The sequence below is a fragment of the Streptomyces sp. NPDC060028 genome, assembly GCF_042736725.1.
Classification (GTDB): Bacteria; Actinomycetota; Actinomycetes; order Streptomycetales; family Streptomycetaceae; genus Streptomyces.
In genome coordinates, this window is sequence record NZ_JBHWVJ010000122.1 from 1 (window position 1) to 18,433 (window position 18,433).

The 18,433-nt window shown below is 69.9% G+C and carries 18 protein-coding genes, 1 pseudogene and 1 riboswitch; of the genes and pseudogenes, 9 read left to right on the forward strand and 10 right to left on the reverse strand.

All coding sequences use genetic code 11. From position 1 onward, the window contains the following. Positions 1-57 precede the first annotated feature (57 nt). Positions 58-1,395: an MATE family efflux transporter gene (locus ACFWBF_RS34715; RefSeq protein ID WP_385608799.1), complete on the reverse strand. Its 1,338-nt coding sequence runs from the start codon at positions 1,393-1,395 to the stop codon at positions 58-60. A 452-nt stretch (positions 1,396-1,847) separates the two neighbouring features. Here ACFWBF_RS34715 and dnaB point away from each other — a divergent pair, with 452 nt between their 5' ends. Next, positions 1,848-3,311, forward strand: coding sequence for a replicative DNA helicase (dnaB, locus tag ACFWBF_RS34720; RefSeq protein ID WP_385608831.1), 1,464 nt, complete (start codon positions 1,848-1,850; stop codon positions 3,309-3,311). A gap of 9 nt (positions 3,312-3,320) precedes the next feature. Then, positions 3,321-4,706 carry a serine hydrolase domain-containing protein gene (locus ACFWBF_RS34725; protein ID WP_385608801.1) on the forward strand — a complete coding sequence of 462 codons (1,386 nt, stop codon included), beginning with the start codon at positions 3,321-3,323 and terminating at the stop codon, positions 4,704-4,706. Here ACFWBF_RS34725 and ACFWBF_RS34730 read toward each other — a convergent pair. The 3 genes and pseudogenes from ACFWBF_RS34730 to ACFWBF_RS34740 all read right to left on the reverse strand — a co-directional run. Next, a pseudogene (locus tag ACFWBF_RS34730) lies at positions 4,703-5,107 on the reverse strand (DNA glycosylase AlkZ-like family protein); the annotation flags it as partial. The gene ACFWBF_RS34725 and the pseudogene ACFWBF_RS34730 overlap by 4 nt on opposite strands. Before the next feature lie 163 nt (positions 5,108-5,270). After that, positions 5,271-5,735 (reverse strand): GNAT family N-acetyltransferase, encoded by a 465-nt coding sequence (locus ACFWBF_RS34735; protein ID WP_385608803.1) that lies wholly within the window; start codon positions 5,733-5,735, stop codon positions 5,271-5,273. A gap of 18 nt (positions 5,736-5,753) precedes the next feature. After that, positions 5,754-6,641: a GNAT family N-acetyltransferase gene (locus ACFWBF_RS34740; RefSeq protein ID WP_385608805.1), complete on the reverse strand. Its 888-nt coding sequence runs from the start codon at positions 6,639-6,641 to the stop codon at positions 5,754-5,756. 144 nt (positions 6,642-6,785) lie between these two features. On the opposite strand from ACFWBF_RS34740, the gene ACFWBF_RS34745 reads away from it, so the two are divergent. Both ACFWBF_RS34745 and ACFWBF_RS34750 read left to right on the forward strand, forming a co-directional pair. Beyond that, a complete protein-coding gene (locus ACFWBF_RS34745; RefSeq protein ID WP_385608807.1) occupies positions 6,786-7,436 on the forward strand; it encodes an HAD family hydrolase in 651 nt (216 codons plus the stop codon). After that, positions 7,360-8,769 (forward strand): globin domain-containing protein, encoded by a 1,410-nt coding sequence (locus ACFWBF_RS34750; RefSeq protein WP_385608809.1) that lies wholly within the window; start codon positions 7,360-7,362, stop codon positions 8,767-8,769. The genes ACFWBF_RS34745 and ACFWBF_RS34750 overlap by 77 nt, the downstream gene beginning before the upstream one ends. Before the next feature lie 80 nt (positions 8,770-8,849). Here the strand turns inward: ACFWBF_RS34750 and ACFWBF_RS34755 are convergent, their stop codons facing one another. From ACFWBF_RS34755 to ACFWBF_RS34775, 5 genes are all read right to left on the reverse strand, one after another. Next, positions 8,850-9,329 (reverse strand): NUDIX domain-containing protein, encoded by a 480-nt coding sequence (locus ACFWBF_RS34755; RefSeq protein ID WP_385234097.1) that lies wholly within the window; start codon positions 9,327-9,329, stop codon positions 8,850-8,852. A gap of 60 nt (positions 9,330-9,389) precedes the next feature. Continuing rightward, entirely contained in the window at positions 9,390-10,286 is an 897-nt protein-coding gene (locus tag ACFWBF_RS34760; protein WP_385608811.1) for a LysR family transcriptional regulator, read from the reverse strand. 187 nt (positions 10,287-10,473) lie between these two features. Continuing rightward, positions 10,474-11,640, reverse strand: coding sequence for a cystathionine gamma-lyase (locus tag ACFWBF_RS34765; RefSeq protein WP_385608813.1), 1,167 nt, complete (start codon positions 11,638-11,640; stop codon positions 10,474-10,476). Continuing rightward, entirely contained in the window at positions 11,637-12,128 is a 492-nt protein-coding gene (locus tag ACFWBF_RS34770; RefSeq protein WP_385608815.1) for a low molecular weight protein-tyrosine-phosphatase, read from the reverse strand. Before ACFWBF_RS34770 ends, ACFWBF_RS34765 begins: the two co-directional genes overlap by 4 nt. Before the next feature lie 11 nt (positions 12,129-12,139). Continuing rightward, positions 12,140-12,520 carry a phage holin family protein gene (locus ACFWBF_RS34775; RefSeq protein WP_385608817.1) on the reverse strand — a complete coding sequence of 127 codons (381 nt, stop codon included), beginning with the start codon at positions 12,518-12,520 and terminating at the stop codon, positions 12,140-12,142. Between the two features lie 90 nt (positions 12,521-12,610). Between ACFWBF_RS34775 and ACFWBF_RS34780 the strand changes: the two genes are divergently transcribed. The 4 genes from ACFWBF_RS34780 (at position 12,611) to ACFWBF_RS34795 (ending at position 14,873) form a co-directional block, all read left to right on the forward strand. Further along, complete coding sequence (locus ACFWBF_RS34780) at positions 12,611-12,928, forward strand: cupin domain-containing protein (RefSeq protein WP_385608819.1); 318 nt, start codon at positions 12,611-12,613, stop codon at positions 12,926-12,928. 144 nt (positions 12,929-13,072) lie between these two features. Continuing rightward, the gene (locus ACFWBF_RS34785; RefSeq protein WP_385608821.1) at positions 13,073-13,300 is read left to right on the forward strand and encodes a DUF5326 family protein; all 228 of its coding nucleotides are present in this window, start codon (positions 13,073-13,075) and stop codon (positions 13,298-13,300) included. A 280-nt stretch (positions 13,301-13,580) separates the two neighbouring features. Next, the gene (locus ACFWBF_RS34790; RefSeq protein ID WP_385608823.1) at positions 13,581-14,327 is read left to right on the forward strand and encodes an IclR family transcriptional regulator; all 747 of its coding nucleotides are present in this window, start codon (positions 13,581-13,583) and stop codon (positions 14,325-14,327) included. Between the two features lie 96 nt (positions 14,328-14,423). Next, complete coding sequence (locus ACFWBF_RS34795; protein WP_385608825.1) at positions 14,424-14,873, forward strand: SsgA family sporulation/cell division regulator; 450 nt, start codon at positions 14,424-14,426, stop codon at positions 14,871-14,873. A 132-nt stretch (positions 14,874-15,005) separates the two neighbouring features. On the opposite strand, the gene ACFWBF_RS34800 is transcribed toward ACFWBF_RS34795, so the two are convergent. After that, on the reverse strand, positions 15,006-16,421 hold the full coding sequence (locus ACFWBF_RS34800) for a YibE/F family protein (protein ID WP_385608827.1): 1,416 nt from the start codon (positions 16,419-16,421) through the stop codon (positions 15,006-15,008). 39 nt (positions 16,422-16,460) lie between these two features. Then, positions 16,461-16,604, forward strand: a riboswitch (TPP riboswitch). On the opposite strand from ACFWBF_RS34800, the gene thiC reads away from it, so the two are divergent. Next, positions 16,599-18,386 carry a phosphomethylpyrimidine synthase ThiC gene (gene thiC, locus ACFWBF_RS34805; RefSeq protein ID WP_385608829.1) on the forward strand — a complete coding sequence of 596 codons (1,788 nt, stop codon included), beginning with the start codon at positions 16,599-16,601 and terminating at the stop codon, positions 18,384-18,386. It overlaps the preceding riboswitch by 6 nt. The last annotated feature ends 47 nt before the right edge of the window (positions 18,387-18,433 follow it).

The following is an 18,433-nucleotide window of genomic DNA, read 5'->3' on the forward strand; positions in this document are numbered from 1 at the left end:
ACGTGAAACATCGAGGCTCCCGCACGGGACCCTCGATGTTTCACGTGAAACACGCTCCTAGCGGGTGGCCCCCGAGACCAGCCAGCGGCCCGAGCGGGCGCGTAGCTGGAGCGTGGCCATCCGGACCAGCATCATCAGCGTCATGGCCCACCAGAGCGTGGTGAGGCCGCCGCCCACGGCCGGGACGAGCAGTGCGGCCGGAGTGAACACGGCGAGCGTCAGCAGCATCGCCCAGGCCAGGTAACGGCCGTCGCCCGCCCCCATCAGAACTCCGTCGAGGACGAAGACGATGCCGGACACCGGCTGGGAGATGGCCACCACGAGGAGGGCGGGCAGTATGGCGTCCTTGACCGCAGGATCGCTGGTGAACAGCGGAATGAAGAGCGGGCGGCCCGCGATCACGAGAAGGCCCAGGATGACCCCGGAGGCGATCCCCCACTGGACCATGCGGCGGCAGACGGCCTTCGCGCCTTCGGTGTCGCCCGCGCCCAGGTAGCGGCCGATGATGGCCTGCCCGGCGATGGCGATGGCGTCCAGGGCGAAGGCCAGCAGGCTCCACAGGGAGAGCAGGATCTGGTGGGCCGCGATGTCGGCGTCGCCCAGCCGGGCTGCAACGGCGGTCGCGATCATCAGGACCGCCCGCAGCGACAGCGTGCGGACCAGCAGCGGCGCGCCGGCCTGGGCGCAGGCTCGGATGCCGGTGGCGTCGGGGCGCAGTGAGGCGCCGTGCCGCCTGGCGCCGCGGACGACCACGACGAGGTAGGCGGCGGCCATGGCGCACTGGGCGATGACCGTGCCCCAGGCGGAGCCGGCGATGCCGAGGCCGGCGCCGTAGACGAGGGCGGCGTTCAGGCCCGCGTTGAGCGCGAAGCCGCCGACGGCGACGTAGAGCGGGGTCCGGGTGTCCTGGAGGCCGCGGATGACACCGATGGCGGCGAGCACCACGAGCATGGCCGGGATGCCGAGGGCGGAGATGCGCAGGTAGGTGACCGCGTACGGGGCGACGGTGTCGGAGGCTCCGAAAAGAGAGATCAGCCAGGGCGCCGTGGGCAGGACGACGGCGATGACGGCCGCGCCGAGGAGGAGGGCGAGCCAGATGCCGTCCATGCCCTGACGGATGGCTGCCTGCAGATCGCCCGCACCGACACGGCGGGCCACGGCCGCGGTCGTGGCGTAGGCGAGGAAGACGAAGACGCTCACGGCGGTGGTGAGCAGAGCGGCGGCGATGCCCAGGCCGGCCAATTGGGGCGTGCCGAGATGTCCCACGATGGCGCTGTCGGCCATCACGAAGAGGGGTTCGGCGACGAGTGCGCCGAAGGCGGGGACGGCGAGTACCAAGATCTCTCGGTCGTGCCGTCTCGGGGCAGCCTTCGGCGCTGCGGGGGCCTGTGTCATGTGCTCAATCTAATCTTCCACAGGTAATAGACGCAAGGGTGTTTGAGGCCTTACCGAAGCGCTGACTTGCGCGTTCTCCGCACCTCATTGGTGGCGATCTTGAGACAGTGGCCAATATTTTTCTGCCGCTCAGGTCCTGGAGAAAGAAATCCCAGGTCAGATGGGGTGGGGAGGGGGGTCGGGTGATTTTGTCCACAGCGTCGTCCCCCGGTCCGTACACAGCTTCCGGGGACTTACCCACAGCATTGGCGCCGTCGTCCACATCTCATCCACACAGCCTGTGGATAACAAGATTGGCTGACGTCGCCCGCGGGCCTACCGTGGTGCGTTGCCCGACTCGCCGACTGCGGATTCGGGTGCCCCAAATGTCAGAGCCGTGTCGTAGAAAGAGTGACACGGCGAGGTCCGCGTTGCGGACGGGAGGAGGCGGCCCGGTGAGCATGCCCGAGCCCATGGACGACCCCTGGGCCGACAGTGGTCCGGGAGACCGTCTGCCCGCCCGTCAACGCCGTGGCGGCGAAGGCCGCGGCCGCGGGGACGACCAGCACGACCGAGGTCGCGAGGGCGGCTCCTGGGACGGCGGCGGAGGCGGCTTCGAGCGCGTCCCCCCGCAGGACCTCGACGCCGAGCAGTCCGTGCTCGGCGGCATGCTGCTCTCCAAGGACGCCATCGCCGACGTGGTCGAGGTGCTCAAGGGCCACGACTTCTACCGGCCCTCGCACGAGACGATCTACCAGGCGATCCTCGACCTGTACGCCAAGGGCGAGCCGGCCGACCCGATCACGGTCGGCGCCGAGCTGACCCGGCGCGGCGAGATCAGCAAGGTGGGCGGGGCCTCGTACCTGCACACGCTGGTGCAGTCCGTCCCGACCGCGGCGAATGCCGAGTACTACGCGGAGATCGTCCACGAGCGGGCGGTACTGCGCCGCCTGGTCGCCGCCGGTACGAAGATCACGCAAATGGGCTACGCCGCGGACGGCGACGTCGACGAGATCGTCAACAGCGCCCAGGCGGAGATCTACGCCGTCACCGAGCAGCGGACCTCCGAGGACTACCTGCCGCTGGGCGACATCATGGAGGGCGCCCTCGACGAGATCGAGGCGATCGGGTCGCGCAGCGGCCAGATGTCCGGCGTCCCCACGGGGTTCACCGACCTCGACTCGCTGACCAACGGCCTCCACCCGGGCCAGATGATCGTCATCGCGGCCCGCCCCGCCATGGGTAAGTCCACCCTCGCGCTGGACTTCGCCCGTGCCTGCTCCATCAAGAGCAACCTGCCGAGCGTCATCTTCTCCCTCGAAATGGGCCGCAACGAGATCGCGATGCGCCTGCTCTCGGCGGAGGCCCGCGTGGCGCTGCACCACATGCGCTCCGGCACGATGACCGACGACGACTGGACCCGGCTGGCCCGCCGGATGCCCGACGTCTCCGCGGCCCCGCTCTACATCGACGACTCCCCCAACCTGTCGATGATGGAGATCCGCGCGAAGTGCCGCCGGCTCAAGCAGCGCAACGACCTCTCGCTCGTGGTCATCGACTACCTCCAGCTGATGCAGTCGGGCGGTTCGCGCCGTCCCGAGAGCCGCCAGCAGGAAGTCTCGGACATGTCGCGAAACCTCAAGCTGCTGGCGAAGGAGCTTGAGGTCCCCGTGATCGCGCTGTCCCAGCTGAACCGTGGTCCCGAGCAGCGCACCGACAAGAAGCCGATGGTCTCCGACCTGCGTGAGTCCGGCTCCATCGAGCAGGACGCCGACATGGTGATCCTGCTCCACCGCGAGGACGCGTACGAGAAGGAGTCGCCCCGCGCGGGCGAGGCCGACCTGATCGTGGCGAAGCACCGTAACGGCCCGACGGCGACGATCACCGTCGCTTTCCAGGGCCATTATTCGCGGTTCGTGGACATGGCCAACACGTAGCATCCGATCATGGATGCCGCAGCTGAAGGCCTGGAACTGCTTCCCGCCACCCGCCGTGCGCTCAGGCACCGGCTCGCCGTCGCGCAGAGCGACGGGCGCGCCCCGTCTGTGGTGGCGGCCGTGGTGCGCGGAGGCCAAGTGGTCTGGGAGGGGTCGCGGACCTCCGTCGAAGGACACGGCCCCGATGGGAACGTCCAGTATCGGATCGGCTCGATCACCAAGACTTTCACGGCCGTTCTGGTGTTGCGGCTGCGGGACGAGGGGCTGCTGGGGCTCGGGGATCCGGTGGAGAAGTACCTGCCGGGGACGGGCGTCGGCGAGGTGACCGTCGGTCAGCTGCTGGCCCACACCGGCGGCTTGGCGGCCGAGACCCCGGGCGAGTGGTGGGAACGCTCGTCCGCGGCGCTGCGGCCGGAGCTCTCGGACGTACTGGGCGAGCAGCCCTTCCGGCACGAGCCCGGGCGGCGGCACCACTACTCCAACCCCGGCTACACGCTGCTCGGTTCGCTGGTGGAGGCCGTACGTGGGAAGCCGTGGGAAGAGGTACTCCACGCCGAGGTGCTGGAGCCGCTGGGGCTGAACCGTACGAGCGCTCGGCCGAAGGCCCCCCACGCCGGGGGATGGGCGGTGCACCCGTGGGCCGACGTGATGATGCCGGAGCCTCTGGAGGACCTGGGGCTGATGGCCGCGGCCGGTCAACTGTGGTCCACGACCGCCGACCTGGCGCGCTTCGCGGTCTTCCTCGCACGAGGCGACGAGCGGGTGCTGAGCACCGAGACGGTACGGCAGATGCGTACGGCGGCGGCTCCCCCGGAGCCGGGGTCCGCCGACCTCGGGTACGGACTCGGCATGCAGCTGATGAACAACGCCGGGCGCCGGCTCGCCGGGCACTCGGGCTCGCTGCCCGGGTTCGTCGCGGGGCTGTGGCTGAGCGAAGCGGACGACGTGGCGGCCGTGGTGCTGGCGAACTGCACATCGGGGCTGCCGGCCGCGACGGTGGCCGCGGACCTCGTGACGATCGTGGCGGACGCGGAGCCGCCCTTCCCCCAGCCGTGGCGGCCGTTCCGGGAAGCTGATCCGGTGGCGCTGGAGCTGTGCGGGCCCTGGTACTGGGGCACGGGGGCGTACACCCTCCGGTTGACCGCGGACGGCCTGCTGGAGCTGGTCCCGCTGGGTGTGACGGGGCGGGCGGCCAGGTTCCGGCCGGAGCCGGACGGCAGTTGGACCGGCCTGGCGGGTTACTACGCGGGGGAGTCTCTGCGGGCCGTGCGAGGGCCGGACGGCTCGGTGAGCCATCTCGATCTGGGCTCGTTCGTGTTCACGCGGGAGCCGTACGACGCACAGGCTCCGGTGCCCGGCGGGGTGGATCCGCAGGGCTGGCGCGGCATCGGCTAGTACTCGCGCTCCTCTGCGACGAGTTCGCGCTCCAGCGGGGTGCGGAAGCGCGGGGTGATGCGCGCGTCCCCGATCCACTCGGCCAGCCGGGCGGCTTCGGCGGCGACCGTCTTCTCGGCGTCGCGGCCGGGGCTGCCCGGCAGTCGGTGGACGATGGCGCCGTCGGCGCGCTGGGCCCAGCCGCCGATGGGCAGCCCAGGGCCCAGGGGCAGGTTCCGGCGCGGTGTCCCCGGGGCCGACGAGCGCGCTGGTGCCGTCATCGAGCCGCACCTGCTCGGGGCCGATGGCGGCCAGGGCCTTGCGGACATCGGTGAGGGTCCAGCCGGTCCACCACTTGAGGTCGGCCTCGGTGGCAGGGCCGTAGGCATGGGCCAGCGGCGGGCGAGCTCGGAGTCCGCGGTCTGGGCCGCCTCCGCGGCACGGGCCGACGGCGCCAGGCGATGCCGGCGGCCGAGCCGGTGGCGGCGCTCGGCGGTGGTGACGAGGGGAAGCCTGCTCATCCTTCCGATCGTAGGCCGGGGCGCACGTGGCGTCCCGGCCTTTCCCCTTCGGGTCCGGGACTGGTCAGAGCTGGAGCTTGAACCCCACGTGGGAGGCGGTGAAACCGAGCCTCTCGTAGAAGCGGTGGGCATCGGTGCGGGTTACGTCCGAGGTGAGCTGCACGAGTTGGCAGTTCTCGGCGCGGGACCGCTCGACCGCCCACTCGATGAACCGGGTGCCCAGGCCGCTGCCGCGCTCATCGGCGTGGATGCGGACACCCTCGATGATCGAGCGGGTGGCGCCCTTGCGGGACAGGCCGGGGACGATCGTGAGCTGGAGGGTGCCGACGACACGGTCCCCGCGGACGGCGACGACCAGGTGCTGGTGGGGGTCGTCGGTCAGGCGCTTGAGGGCCGCCGTGTACGGGGTGAGGTCGTCCGGGGATTCACGGGTCGCGCCCAGCGGGTCGTCGGCGAGCATGGCGACGATCGCGGGCAGGTCTTCCTCGGCAGCCGGGCGAATCGCCAGCTCGGGGGTGGCTTCGGTCATGGTCGGGTGGATCCTTTCTCAGCCGGCTGCCACGGTGAGCGGGGCCCAGCGGCGGGTCCAGTCTCCGGGCAGGCCGGTGGTGTCTCGGGTCATGACGGCGTTGAAGGCCACGGAGTCCAGGCCCCGGTCCTTGAGCCAGGCGAGCAACTCCTCGTGGCGTACGTCGACGTCGGTGCGCAGCGGTCGTTCGGTCGTGGCGGCGAGGCCGGCGACGAGTGCCTCGGCGGTGGCCTGGTCGCGGGCGATCAGCGGGCCGATGACATGGGTCTCCATGTTGGGCCAGATCGCGGCGTAGCCGATCAGCTCGCCGGCGGAGTCCTCGGCGACCAGCAACCGGTCCGTGAAGGCGGGCAGTCGGGTGATCAGGTGGGTCCGGTCGGTGCCGAAGACTTCGGCGTCCAGGCGGAGGATCCGTGAGATGTCCTCGGCGGTGGCCGGCCGGACCGGGACGGTGGCCGTCGCGGGATCGGTGTCGTCATGGCGGAACGTGCCGCGGAGCATCTCGGCGCGTCCCGTGGTGTCGAAGCCGAGCTCCTCGTAGAGGGGGCGGCCGTACGGGGTCGCGTGCAGGGTGAGCGGTACGCCCTTGAGGACGTCGTCGCAGATGTACGCCATCAGACGACGGCCCAGGCCCTGGCGGGCGTAGCGGTCGGCGACCAGGACCATGCCGATGGCGGCGAGCTCCGGCTCGGCCTTCGTGTGTCCGTACCGGGTGACGACACAGGCCGCGGCGAGCCCCCGGCCGTCCGGGGCGTCGACGCCGTAGCCGTTTCCGGCGGCGAGGAGCAGTCCCCATTTGTGGTCCTCACGCGGCCAGCCGCGGTCCTCGGAGAGATCGGCGCAGTGGCGGAGGTCGTCCACGGTCAGCGCGCGGATCGGAAGTTCGGTGAGCTGTGGTGGTGTCACCGGCCCAGACTGGATCATCGGCCGGAGACCGTCCAGAGGATTTGGACCAGAGGATGGGGGACTGGATGTTTCACGTGAAACCAGCCGATGTTTCACGTGAAACATCGTGTTCCGCGTGAAAGCGACGGGCTAGCCTCGATGGCTATGACCACTCTGCACCTCTTCGACCTCGACGGGACGCTGATGTACGGCTCGGCGGCGCCGGTCGAGATCTCCCGGCAGCTCGGGCTGACAGCCGAGATCGCCGAGCTGGAACGGGCCTTCGGCGCCCAGGAGATCGGCCCGCACCAGTTCTCGGTGGCGGCGCAGAGCCTCTGGACCGGCCTGACCCCCGCACACGTCCGGGCGGCGTTCGAGGGCTCCCCGTGGCTGTCCGGGATCCGGGAGGTGTGGCAGGAGATCCGGGAACGCGGGGACTACTGCGCGGTGATCTCGCTGTCGCCGTCCTTCTTCGTGGAGCTGCTGCTGGAGTGGGGCGCGCACGCCGCGCACGGCTCGCTCTTTCCCGAGGTGCCGTTCACCCGGCCTGTGGAGGTGGCGGGCATCCTGACGCCCGAGGGCAAGGTCACCGTCGCTGACCGGCTGTGCGCGCAGTACGGGGTGAGCCGGGGCGACTGTGTCGCGTACGGGGATTCCCTGACCGATGTGGCGCTCTTCGACGCGGTGCCCCGGTCGGTGGCGGTCAACGCACGGCCGTACCTGGCAGAGCGGGCGACCCATGTCTACACGGGTCGGGACCTGCGGGAGGCCTATCAGCTGGCAGGCGGGGCACGCCCGGGAGTTGCGGCATCTTAAGAGGAAAGAGGGTGGGAAACGTGAAATTCCCGCATTTCCCCGCAAGCCCTTGGAAGCACTGGCACGCTGTGAAACCCGGAACCACGGATCTGAGGCCGTGGTGTGTGCAGACCTGACCGAGATGCTTGAAGCGAGGCACCGCATGGACGCTCCGCCCACCAGACCGGCCAGACCAAGGCCGGCTCGGATACCCTCCGGGGGCGGCGCGACCGAGCCCTCCCCCGATGCCGTACTCATCCGCCGTACGCTCGCGGAGATTGCACCCGTCGCCGACAAGGTGACCTCGTATTTCTACGCCCTGGTGTTCACCGGGCACCCGGAAGTCCGGGGCATGTTCCCCGCCGCGATGGACGTGCAGCGAGACCGGCTGCTGAAGGCGCTGCTGACTGCCGCCGAGCACATCGACGATCCCGACGTCCTCGTCCCGTACCTGCGCAGGCTGGGCACGGGGCACCGCAAGTACGGCACGATGGCGGCCCACTACCCCTTGGTGGGCGAGGCCCTCATCGGGGCGCTGGCCCGGTACGCGCAGCTCACCTGGGGGCCCGAGGCCCAGGCCGCCTGGGTGCGGGCGTACACCACCATCTCCCAGATCATGATCGACGCGGCGGCCGAGGACGAGATGAAGGCCCCGGCGTGGTGGCATGCCGAAGTGGTCTCCCACGATCTGCGGACCCCGGACATCGCAGTGATCACCGTGCGTCCCGACCAGCCCTACGCCTTCCTGGCGGGCCAGTACACGAGCCTGGAGACCCCCTGGTGGCCACGGGTGTGGCGGCACTACTCCTTCGCTTCGGCGCCACGCACCGACGGGCTGTTGTCCTTCCACGTCAAAGCCGTCCCGGCGGGCTGGGTCTCCAACGCGCTGGTACGCCACGCCCGGCCCGGGGACGTGATCAGGCTCGGGCCGCCGGCCGGGTCGATGGTCGTGGACCACAGCACCGACAACGGCATGCTCTGCCTGGGCGGCGGCACCGGCATCGCGCCGATCAAGGCGTTGATCGAGGACGTGGCCGAGCACGGTGAACGACGCCCGGTGGAGGTGTTCTTCGGCGCGCGCAGTGACAGCGACCTGTACGACAAGGACACCCTGCTCGGGCTCCAGCGCTCCCATCCGTGGCTCTCGGTGCGGCCGGTGGTGTGCGCCGACGGGCTGGCAGGGCAACTGCCCCAGGCGGTCGGCACGCACGGGCCTTGGAGCTCGTACGACGCCTTCATCTCGGGCCCCGCGGCGATGATCCGCAGCGGAGTCGACGCCCTGAAGAGGATCGGGATCCCCGGCGAGCGGATCCGGCACGACGCCGTGGAGGAACTGGCAGGCGTCGCGGGCTGACACCGGCAGGCGCCCGCACTCCACAGGTCGGCCCGGGCCGGGAGCCGGCCCGGGCCGAGGGGATCGGGCAGTGTCGTGGATCAGCCCAGGTCGGGAGCGTGCATGGCGCGCACTCCCTCGATGTTGCCGTCGAGGTAGTGGCGCAGGGACAGCGGGACGAGGTGGACGGCGGCGATGCCGACCCGGCTGAAGGGCACGCGGACGATCTCGTACTCGCCCTCGGGCTCGTCGATCTCGGGGCCGTGCCGTAGCCCGGGATCCATGGATTCGAGGTGGCAGACGAAGAAGTGCTGCACCTTGACGCCGGTCACTCCCCGGTCGGCGATGTGCTCGACTGTGTCGACGAAACAGGGCACCACATCGGTGATTTTCGCGCCGAGTTCTTCGTGGACCTCTCGGTGGAGGGCGTCGACGACGGTGGCGTCCGAGGACTCCACTCCGCCGCCGGGAGTGAGCCAGTAGGGGTCGATGCCGGGCTTGGTGCGCTTGATGAGGATCAGGTCGTCACCGTCGAGCAGGATCGCGCGGGCGGTGCGTTTGACCACGGGACGTTCGGTCATGGGAGAAGAGTGGCCCAGGACTCCGCTTCTGAAACGCGTCGACGGCCGCAACCCGATGGCTCACCACTGCGCGCCGGCGCTCAGGAGCCGTTCGTGGGCCCTCGCGAGGTGGGCGAGGGCGAGGCTGCCGCTGCGTACGACGAGGAACCACGTGCGCAGCGGCGGGACCGCGGGTTCCAACAGGGCGACGACCTGCCCGCGGTCCAGCGCGTCCTGGCTGAGGTAGCGGGGCAGGACCGCGAGCCCGGCGCCCGCCCGGACGCATTCCAGTACGGCCCGCAGATCGGGTGTGACGACGGTGGCCGCCGCATCCGGCACGGCGTCGAAGACGGTGGCCCAGTAGCGGGCGACGAGGGGCAGGCTCTCGTGCACCTCGACGACCGGGATGCCCTCCAGCGCGTCGGTGCCGTCCTCGCGCAGCCGCTCCGGATCGATGAGGGCGGCCCAGTAGGGCGCGGCCACCAGGACGTGTTCCTCGTCGCACAGAGCGGCGGCGTTGAAGAGTGCGCCGCGCGGGCGGGCGGTGGTGACGACGAGGTCGTGGTGCCCGGCGGCGAGCCCTTCGAGGGTCTCCACGGCGTCGGTTTGCAGGGCGGTGCGCAGGGTGTGGCCCTGTCCGACCAGCGGTGCGAGCGCGGGCAGGACGCGCAGGCTCAGGAACTCGGGGGGCCCGGCGAGGTGCAGGGTGCGTGCGCCGCCGGCGGCCTCGCGCTCCGACTCGGTGATCCGCAGCAGGGCGTCGAGGTGAGGAGCGGCCTTGTGGGCGAGTTCGTCGCCGACGGCGGTGGGGGTGACGCCGCGGGCACGGCGGTGGAAGAGGGGTCGGCCCAGTTGGCGTTCCAGCGTACGGATCTGGGAGGTGACGGCGGGCTGGGACAGCCCGAGGAGCGCGGCGGCCCGGGTGAACGAGCCGGCCCGGTGCACGGCGACGAAGGTGCGCAACAGGGCCAGGTCCATTTCGGCCCCTCTCGGTGGGGGTCTTCAACTATAAATATGCCGATAGGGTCCTGTCGTTACCGTGATTGGACTCTGACACAGAGTCAACTAGCCTTGTGCGAGTGGTTCTTCGCGCGCGGAACCCGAAGCGGTCCGAGCCACTTGGGGGGAGGCTCGGACCGCTTTCCGTGGCGCGTTCACGCGCGGCTCAGGCGTCCCGGCCCGCGGAATCAAGGGCGCGCAGCACGTCCGCGACGAGGTCCTCGGTGTCCTCGGCCCCGGCGGAGAACCGGATGAAGCCCTCGGGCACGTCGTCGCCGCCCCACCGTCCGCGCCGCTCGGCGGTGGACCGCACCCCGCCGAAACTGGTCGCGTCCTCGACCAGGTGCAGGGCCGCCATGAAGCGCTCGGCGTGTGCGCGGTCGGGCAGGGTGAAGGAGACCACCGACCCGAAGCCCCGCATCTGGCGGGCGGCCGTCTTGTGCGACGGGTCCGTCGGCAGTCCGGGGTAGCGCAGCCCGCTCACGTCGGCGCGCTCGGCGAGTGCCTCCGCGACCGCGAGGGCGTTGGCCCACTGGCGCTGGGCACGCAGTTGGATGGTGGCCAGGGACCGGTGGGCGAGCCAGGCCTCCATGGGGCCGGGGATCGCGCCGACGATCTTGCGCCAGCGGCGGATGCCCGCGGCGAGTTCCGGGTCGCGGCAGACGACGTAGCCGAGCAGTACGTCGCCGTGGCCGGTGAGGCCCTTGGTGCCGCTGGCGACGGAGAAGTCGGCGCCGAGTTCGAGGGGGCGCTGGCCGAGCGGGGTGGCGAGCGTGTTGTCGACGGCGACCAGCGTCCCGCCGGCGTGCGCCGCGTCCACGAGGCGGCGTACGTCGCACACGTCGAGCCCGGGGTTGGACGGGGTCTCGATCCACAGCAGCCGGGCCCCGTCGAGGGCTGTGAGCTGCGCGTCGTCACCGGTGGGGGCGGTGCGCACGCGGATGCCGTAGGTCTCCAACTGCTCGCGCAGCAGCGGCAGGGCCTGGTACCCGTCGGAGGGCAGGACGACGGTGTCGCCGGTGCGGGCCTGGGAGAGGAGCACGGCGGAGACGGCGGCCATGCCTGAGGCGAAGGCGATGGTGTGCACGCCGCCCTCGCCGGGGGCCTCCAGTTCCCCGATGGCCTGCTCCAGCAGGGTCCAGGTGGGGTTGGTGTCACGGCCGTAGGTGTACGGGCCTTCGACGTCGCCGGGGAGGTGGAAGTGGGCGGCGAAAACCGGCCCGGGCATGGTCGGCTCGTTCTTGACCGGGTCGGGCAAGCCGGCCCGGACGGCGCGGGTGCCGTCGCCGAGCCGGGCCGCGGATGCAGCGCCGGCGCTGTCCTGTGCGCTCATGGGGTGGGCTCCTTCACGGCTTCGCGTACGGCGTCCAGCAGGCCGGTACTTGCGGCCTCGACCAGCGCCAGGCACTCCTCGAACCCGTCGAGGGACCCGTAGTAGGGATCCGGTACGTCGCTCCGCGCGGCCGTGGCCGCGGGATCGTACGACCGCAGCAACCGGACTTTGGCGGCGTCCTGCGGAGTGGGGGCCAAGGCGCGCAGGTCCCGCAGGTGCCCGGCGTCGAGGGCGATGACGAGGTCGAGGCCGGCGAACCAGGTGGACCGGAACTGCCGGGCCCGGTGGGTCTGCTCGTACCCGGCGGCCTCCAGCACGGCGAGGGTGCGCGGATCGGCGCCGTCACCCTCGTGCCAGCCGCCGGTGCCGGCGCTGTCCACCTCGATCAGGTGGTCGAGCCCGGCCTCGGCGACACGGGCGCGGAAGACGGACTCGGCCATGGGCGAACGGCAGATGTTGCCGGTGCAGACGAAGCACACGCGGTACATGGGCGGGCGCTTCAGTTCTTGTCGGGCAGGACCATGTTCACGGCCCAGGAGACGATGGAGATGATCAGGGCGCCGATGAGCGCGGTCCAGAAGTTGTCGACGTGGAAGCTGAGGTCGAACTGCTTGGCCAGCCACGAGGTCAGCATCAGCATCAGCGCGTTCACGACGAGCGTGAACAGGCCGAGGGTGAGGATGAACAGCGGCAGGGAGAACAGCTGCACCACGGGCTTGACGATGAAGTTGACCAGGCCGAAGATCAGCGCCACCAGGATCAGGGTGAGCGTGCGGCGGCCCATGCTGCTGCCGTCGTCCAGGGTGATGCCGGCGAGGAGCCAGATGGCGACGGCCAGGGCCGCTGCGTTGGCAAGCGTCTTGACTACGAAATTCGTCATGTGTCTGATCGTGGCAGAGAAGATCCCGGTGGAACATCGGCATATCTGCTGATGGCAGCCGGACGAGAGAGCACAAGGGGCACAGCGAAGATGAAGGCCTTCCGGCTGGACGAGCTCGAAGCGGAGCGGGCCGTGAACGACGGCGCCTATCTGCAGTTCCTGCGTGAGCGGAACATGTCGGTCGGGCTGTACGCGCTCGATGCCGGTCAGAGCGACCCGCAACAGCCCCACGGGCAGGACGAGGTGTACTTCGTCGTGAGCGGCCGCGCCTCGATCACGGTGGGAGCGCAGACCACGACGGTGGCGAACGGCAGCGTGGTCTACGTCCCGGCCGGGGTCCCGCACAAGTTCCACCACATCACCGAGAACCTGAAGGTGATGGTGGTCTTCTCCCCGCCGGAGGCATGAGCGACGGCGCCCGGGTGAGGGTCGGGCCCCCGATCCCCCTAGGGGGCGGATCAGGGGACTCCGGGGGCTCGCGGCCCTCCGCCGGCGTCCGTGGCCTCCTAGCATCGAAAGCAGGAAGTCACAGACGAGGAAGAGGTTGAGGACATGGACGGCATCCGAGAGACGTTCGCAGGCATGCCTTGGTGGGTTAAGTGGGTCGCCGTTCCGCTGCTGGTGCTCTTCGTCTTCGGCGGTGTGATCACCAGCGTGCTGGCCGCGCTGATCGGAATCGTCTTCAAGGTGCTGCTCTTCGCCGCCCTGGTCGGCGGTCTGGTCTTCCTCGTGAAGAAGTTCAGCGGCAGGAGCTCGAAGTCCTCTTCCGGCGAGTGGTAGAACGGCGCAAGCCGGCCGGTGATCGGATTAACCCAGGTGAGGGAACGTGACACGCCAAACCGCTCACACTGCGGGAATCGGCGGATAGAGTGGCAATCTGTGCCGCCACCTGGGTACCGAAAGCCGGTAACGCCGCCCTGACCTGCGGTGATGTACAGCAATTCACCGAGCATGACCCCCAGGAGCCACGGCACGCGCGGGGGCGGCCCCCGCAGGGCGGGCCCCCACGGCCTGCCGCCACGCCTGGGGGTGAGCTTTGTCTCCCGTTCACAATGCCGGTGTGCCGACTCTGATCGGTTCGGTGCAAAGGGCGCTGAGGCTGCTCGAAGCGGCGGGTTCCCACAGCGAGGGAGCTCCTGCGAAGCAACTGGCGCGCGAGGCCGGGCTCCCGCTTCCCACCGCGTACCACCTGTTGCGCACCCTGACCCACGAGGGTTACCTGCGCCGGGAGAGCGGTGTGTTCGTCCTGGGCGACGCTGCGGGGCGGCTGGCCGGTGGCGGGCTCCAGCAGAAACGTCGCGGCATGATCCTCGACTCCCTCGCGCACTTCCGCGACGCGGTCGGGGCGCCCGTCTACTTCGCGGTCTACCGCGAGGGTGAGATCGAGGTCGTGGGCGTATCGGACACCCCGGCACACCCGGCCTGCGAAGAGTCGGCTGATTTCCGTGCGACCGGTCACGCGCACGCCGTCGGGCAGTGCCTGCTGGGTCAGCTCGACGAGAAGACGCGCAAGGACCACTTCGACCGGCACCCCGTCGAGGCGGTCACCCCGTACACAGTGGCCGATATGCGGACCCTGGAGGAGCGCATCGGAGCGATGGGCCGGATGCAGCCGGTTACGGAGCGTCAGGAGTATGCGTTGGGCACGGTGTGTGCGGCAATTCCGATCACCGCCGGCGATATCGCCGCAACCATGGCGATTTCCCTTCCCCTGCACCAAGAAGACCGATTGCTCTATGCGGTCGATCGGCTACGGAGTGAAGTAGGCGCGCTGTTGAGCACCCTCTCGTTCTCTATCAGTATCTGAAAACTCACTCCTTGTGATCTGCTGGCGCTTCCACCACTCTTGTCAAGAGGGCCCTGGGGGATCATTCCTGGCCACTTCCACAACAGCGGGGTACGCATGCGCGAGTCGGTACAGGCAGAGGTCATGATGAGCTTCCTCGTTTCCGAGGAGCTCTCGTTCCGGATCCCGGTGGAGCTCCGGTACGACGCTCGTGACCCCTACGCAATCCGCCTGACCTTCCACTTGCCCGGAGATGCGCCCGTGACATGGGCGTTCGGACGGGAACTACTGCTGGACGGCATCAACAAGCCGTGCGGTGACGGCGATGTGCACATCGCCCCCACCGATCCGGATGAGCTGTCGGACGTCCACATTCGGCTCCAGGTCGGGGCCGACCGGGCACTGTTCCGTGCCAGCGCGGCGCCGCTCGTCGCGTTCCTCGACCGTACCGATCGACTGGTTCCGCTCGGTCAGGAACGAAACCTGGGCGACTTCGAGGAGAACCTGGACGAGGAGCTCGGCAAGATCCTGGCCGCGTCCCGGCAGAACGAGCAGAACGCGGGCTGACCGCCGGACGCACCCCACACCGGCTCAGCGTGCCGACGCGCTGAACGCACCGACTTGCCGCTCCCGCATGACAGGCGGTGCGTACGGCCTGACCAGCCGTGCCGCCGGTCCACGCAGCGGGAACCACCTCATTCAGCGCTTGCGACGCCGGCCCCGGCCGCCGCGGGCCGGCCCCGAAGTCGCCGCGCCACCCGGGGATCCCGGTCGGTCGGCAGAAACCACCAGTGCGGCCAGCGCCGTTGTCACCGGTACCGAGGCCACCAGTCCGATCGAGCCCACGAGCGTTCGTACGATCTCCTCGGCAACCAACTCGCTGTTGGCCACGGAACCCATGCTGCTGTTCGCGATCGAGAAGAGCAGCAGCAGCGGCAGCGCGGCACCCGCGTAGGCCAGAACCAGGGTGTTGACCACCGAGGCGATGTGGTCCCGCCCGATCCGGATGGCCGCCCGGTACAAACCACGGGGGCCCATCGCCGGGTCGGCCTGGTGGAGTTCCCAGACCGCCGAGGTCTGGGTGACCGTCACGTCATCGAGCACGCCCAGCGATCCGATGATCACTCCCGCGAGCAGCAAACCGCTCATGTCGATGCTCGGGTAGAGCCCGTGGATCAGCCCGGTGTTGTCGTCGGTGTTGCCGCTGAGGAACGCCCAGTCGATGAACAGCGAACCCAGCAGGCCGATCAGCAACAGCGAGACGAGCGTGCCCAGGACGGCGACCGACGTACGCGCCGTGAGCCCGTGGCACATGTAGAGCGCGATCAGCATGATGGCGCTGGCCCCGACGACCGCGACGACCAGCGGGTTCGAGCCCTGCAGGATCGCCGGGAGGATGAAGAGGGTCAGCACGGCGAAGCTGACGACGAGCGCGATGAGTGCGAACAGCCCGCGCATCCGGCCGACCAGGACGACGGCCACGGCGAAGATGCCGGCCAACAGCGCCATCGGGAGCTTGCGGTTCACGTCGATCACGGAGTACTGGAGGTCCCGGGGGGCGTCCGGCGCGTACGCGACCACCACTTCCTGACCGTCCTTCAACTGCCGTGGCGCGCCCGGCTGGACGATCTCCACGAAAGTGCGGCCCTCGTCCGGTCCGGTGGCGACCTCGACGGTGGCCTTCTTGCACTCGCCGGTCTGCGCGGCCTGCGCCTCGCGCCCCTCGGGCGTGGAGGTGTCGCCGGTGGGCGGTACCTGCGAGGCGTTGACCGATTTGCAGTCGACCTGCGCCAGCGAGACGACCTTGCCCTGCTGGGTCTGGCGGTCGAAGCCCACGCCGGAGCGCTCGTGGGCGGGGGCGCCGCCCGGCCAGAGCACCACCATGCCGATGAAGACGGCGGCGGTGAAGGGGATCAGCACGGCCGCGATGACCTTGCGCAGGTGCTTCGAGACCGGGGCCGCCGGGCCGTGGCCGTGGGAATGTCCGTGCGCGTGCCCGGGGCCCGCATGCGCATGGTCGGCGTGACCTGGATGAGCCGTGGGGTCAGTGGGCTCGGTGGGGGTCTGAGGCAAGGACGTCACCAGCAGATCATCGCAACAGATGAGGGGGCCCACTGTTCAGCACGCCACACATGACGCTAGCGTGGGGGCACCTTTGCACAACGCGGGAGCTCGGAGCACCGGGCTGAGAGGGCGCTGATCACCGTACGCGCGGGAAATGCGTACGGGAAGAGGCTGCGTCGACCGCCGAACCTGTTACCGGGTAATGCCGGCGTAGGGAGATCAGGTCTCATGACCATTCAGGACGCACGCACGCCTGCCGTCAGCCAGGACGCCGACGGCCAGACCGAGCGCCAGCCCGGCTGGCACAAGGGATACCTGGCGGGCTCCCGCCCGGACATCCGGGTGCCGGTCCGCCAGGTCCACCTCACCAACGGCAAGGACGTCACGCTCTACGACACGTCCGGGCCGTACACCGATCCGCAGATCGAGACCGACGTCCGCCGGGGCCTGGCGCCCCTGCGCGAGAACTGGATCATCGGCCGCGGCGACACCGAGGAGTACGCGGGCCGCCCCGTGCGCCCCGAGGACGACGGCATCAAGCACACCTCGCCCCGCGGTGGCCTCAAGAACCTCGACGCGGTCTTCCCGGGCCGCCCGCGCCAGCCCCGCCGGGGCCGTGGCGGCGCCGCCGTCACGCAGCTCGCGTACGCCCGCCGGGGCGAGATCACCCCGGAGATGGAGTACGTCGCCATCCGCGAGAACGTCTCCCCCGAGGTCGTCCGCGAGGAGATCGCCGCAGGCCGCGCGGTGCTTCCCGCGAACGTGAACCACCCGGAGATCGAGCCGATGATCATCGGCAAGCGCTTCCTGGTGAAGGTCAACGCCAACATCGGCAACTCCGCGGTCACCTCCTCGATCGAGGAGGAGGTCGACAAGATGACGTGGGCGACCAAGTGGGGCGCCGACACGGTCATGGACCTCTCGACCGGCCGCAACATCCACACCACCCGCGAGTGGGTGCTGCGCAACTCGCCCGTGCCGATCGGCACCGTGCCGCTCTACCAGGCGCTGGAGAAGGTCGACGGCCGGGCCGAGGACCTGACCTGGGAGATCTACAAGGACACGGTCATCGAGCAGGCCGAGCAGGGCGTCGACTACATGACGGTCCACGCCGGCGTGCTGCTCCCGTACGTGCCGCTGACGGCCCGCCGCAAGACCGGGATCGTCTCGCGCGGCGGCTCGATCATGGCCGCGTGGTGCCTGGCGCACCACAAGGAGAACTTCCTCTACACGAACTTCGAGGAGCTCTGCGAGATCCTCGCGGCGTACGACGTCACGTACTCGCTCGGTGACGGCCTGCGCCCCGGCTCCATCGCGGACGCCAACGACGCCGCGCAGTTCGCCGAGCTGAAGACGCTGGGCGAGCTCAACACGATCGCCAAGCGCCACAACGTGCAGACGATGATCGAGGGCCCGGGCCACGTCCCGATGCACAAGATCAAGGAGAACATCGACCTCCAGCAGGAGATCTGCGAGGAGGCGCCGTTCTACACGCTCGGCCCGCTGACCACGGACGTCGCGCCCGCCTACGACCACATCACCTCGGGCATCGGCGCCGCGATGATCGCCTGGTGGGGCACCGCGATGCTCTGCTACGTCACGCCCAAGGAGCACCTGGGCCTGCCGAACCGCGACGACGTGAAGACCGGCGTCATCACGTACAAGATCGCCGCGCACGCCGCAGACCTGGCCAAGGGCCACCCGGGCGCCCAGGAGTGGGACGACGCGCTGTCGGACGCGCGGTTCGAGTTCCGCTGGGAGGACCAGTTCAACCTGGCCCTCGACCCGGACACGGCCCGCGCGTTCCACGACGAGACGCTCCCGGCCGAGCCGGCCAAGACCGCGCACTTCTGCTCCATGTGCGGGCCGAAGTTCTGCTCGATGAAGATTTCCCAGGACATCCGTCGTGAGCACGGCGGAGACCTGAAGGCCGAGGAGATCCAGGCGGGCATGGCGGAGAAGTCCGCCGAGTTCGCCGCCGCCGGCAACCGGGTCTACCTCCCGCTCGCCGACTGATCGCGGACGGCTTTCAGTGAGCGGTGGCGGCCCGGCGGGGCCGCCAC